We start from the raw sequence: 2485 nt of genomic DNA, 5'->3' as shown, positions 1-2485 counted from the left end.
AATGTCGGCCTCAACATGCTCGGCCGCGCCAAGAAGGTGTCGATCTCCAAGGAGAACACCACCATCGTCGACGGCGCCGGCAAGAAGGAAGAGATCCAGGGCCGCGTCGCCCAGATCAAGCAGCAGATCGAGGAGACCACCTCGGACTACGACAAGGAGAAGCTGCAGGAGCGTCTCGCCAAGCTGGCGGGCGGCGTTGCCGTCATCCGCGTCGGCGGTGCGACCGAGATCGAAGTCNGCCCAGATCAAGCAGCAGATCGAGGAGACCACCTCGGACTACGACAAGGAGAAGCTGCAGGAGCGTCTCGCCAAGCTGGCGGGCGGCGTTGCCGTCATCCGCGTCGGCGGTGCGACCGAAGTGGAAGTCAAGGAAAAGAAGGACCGCGTCGATGATGCCCTCAACGCGACCCGTGCGGCCGTCGAAGAAGGCATCGTTCCCGGCGGCGGCGTCGCCTTGCTGAGCGCTTCGCTGGCCATCACCGTCACCGGCGCCAACTCCGACCAGACCGCCGGCATCGCCATCGTGCGTCGCGCGCTGCAGGCTCCGGCCCGCCAGATCGCGGCCAACGCCGGTGCGGAAGCATCGATCGTTGCCGGCAAGATCCTCGNCGTCTCGCCAAGCTGGCGGGCGGCGTTGCCGTCATCCGCGTCGGCGGTGCGACCGAGATCGAAGTCAAGGAAAAGAAGGACCGCGTCGATGACGCCCTCAACGCGACCCGTGCGGCCGTCGAAGAAGGCATCGTGCCCGGCGGCGGCGTCGCCCTGCTGCGCGCTTCGCTGGCCATCACCGTCACCGGCGCCAACTCCGACCAGACCGCCGGCATCGCCATCGTGCGTCGCGCGCTGCAGGCTCCGGCCCGCCAGATCGCGGCTAACGCCGGTGCGGAAGCATCGATCGTTGCCGGCAAGATCCTTGAGAACAAGGGCGCGACCTTCGGCTTCAACGCCCAGACCGGCGAATATGGCGACATGATCGCCATGGGCATCGTCGATCCGGTCAAGGTGGTGCGCACGGCTCTCCAGGACGCGGCCTCGGTCGCCGGCCTGCTGGTCACCACCGAAGCTATGATCGCGGAGGCTCCGAAGAAGGAGTCGGCTGGCGGCGGCATGCCGGGTGGTATGCCCGGCGGCGGCATGGGCGGCATGGGCGGCATGGATTTCTAAGTCCACGCATCTCAACAATCTCGGAAGGGCGGCAAGCGATGCCGCCCTTTCTTCGTGATCGATTGCCCCAGTTACCGGCGACTCGCAAGCCGGGATATGCCCGCCAAGGTGTGCTTATGTTTGGACAGATACTGCCTTTTTCCCTGGGGCTGGCTTTACTGTTGGGCAGCGGCTGCGCGCGCAGCGATGACGGTACGGTGACTATTCCGAGATCGCTTGATGCCAGGCGATTCTTTGACAAAGAGCCGCCACGCCTGCAACAGCCACAGATCGAAACCAGCGTGTTTCCGGTTGCGCCACAGGAGCCGGAAAGGCTCGAACCGCGCCATTCGGCAAGTCACAAGAGATCAAACAGACGCGCATCGCGGGTCGCAAGTCCTCCGCTCTCGTCTTCCGAGCCACACAAGCCGCTTGTCTGCAACAACGTCAGCGAGCCCGGCAAGCGGTACCGCATGGTTTGCGAATAGGGCACTTGGTTTGGCAGCGTTCTACCCTCTGAACGTCGCGGCGCCTTTCCGGATCAGGTTGTCCAGAGTCCATCTCGCTCGCCTGCATTAGCCTCATCCTCGTCTCCTTAGGCGCTAGGTTTCGTTGGCCAATCAAGTCCGTGGCTTCGACTTCGCTTGCCGCGTCGGCTGTCGAAAATCACCTGGTTAAACGCAGCGACGTCAGAATTGAAAACGTCGCGGACCTGCTGGCGCCGAAGTACCGGCGAACGAATGACCTGCATGTCAGGCTCGCGCTCCCGCTCAGGATCCTTTTTTAAGGATGCCGGCATATTTGTTCCGTTCGAGCTTTTCCAGGTCGACATCTAAATCGTTCTTGTCGGCCGTGTCTTTCTCGCGCCCTGTGCGGTGACTTTATTCAGCGAGGAGCGCCTCACGGGAATTGACGTCACCTATTAGGCGTCTATTCGAGCTTGTTTATGTACCGGATTCCGATTCATCGTCGGTTAAAGCGCTCTCGTCGTATGACTGGGGGATCCCGTGTTGACATTAGCGATCTGCTGAGGCGGCTGTTCCTTCCGCCGCTCTCGCCGCAAATCTTCATCCGTCACGCCGTCCGAACGGTTCTCATCCAGATCAAGGCCATAGCGCAGCTCATCAAGGGACGAGATATACACTTGGCGCACGCCATCCTTAACCGAGAAACGAACCTCATGAGAATTCTGCGGCCGCTCCACAGGGCTCTGTCGCAAACCTTTCGGTAAGCGGAGCATGGCAAGAAACACTGCTCAGCTGTGGAGGAGCACGTGATGTTCAAGGGCCGCCATTTCGACCAGTCGGTGATCCTGCTGTGCGTGCGCTGGTACCTGGCCTAC

General features: G+C 61.9%; 2 pseudogenes. Both read left to right on the top strand.

Annotated features, from left to right (window positions below):
- Positions 1 to 238 precede the first annotated feature (238 nt).
- Positions 239 to 607, top strand: a pseudogene (locus tag X738_RS89955) (TCP-1/cpn60 chaperonin family protein); the annotation flags it as partial.
- A 2-nt stretch (positions 608 to 609) separates the two neighbouring features.
- Positions 610 to 1164, top strand: a pseudogene (locus X738_RS89950) (TCP-1/cpn60 chaperonin family protein); the annotation flags it as partial.
- Between the last annotated feature and the right edge of the window lie 1321 nt (positions 1165 to 2485).

It is taken from the genome of Mesorhizobium sp. L48C026A00 (assembly GCF_000502375.1).
GTDB lineage: Bacteria > Pseudomonadota > Alphaproteobacteria > Rhizobiales > Rhizobiaceae > Mesorhizobium > Mesorhizobium muleiense.
The sequence above is the reverse complement of the archived record's forward strand: the minus strand, read 5'-3'. Positions and strand labels throughout refer to the sequence as shown.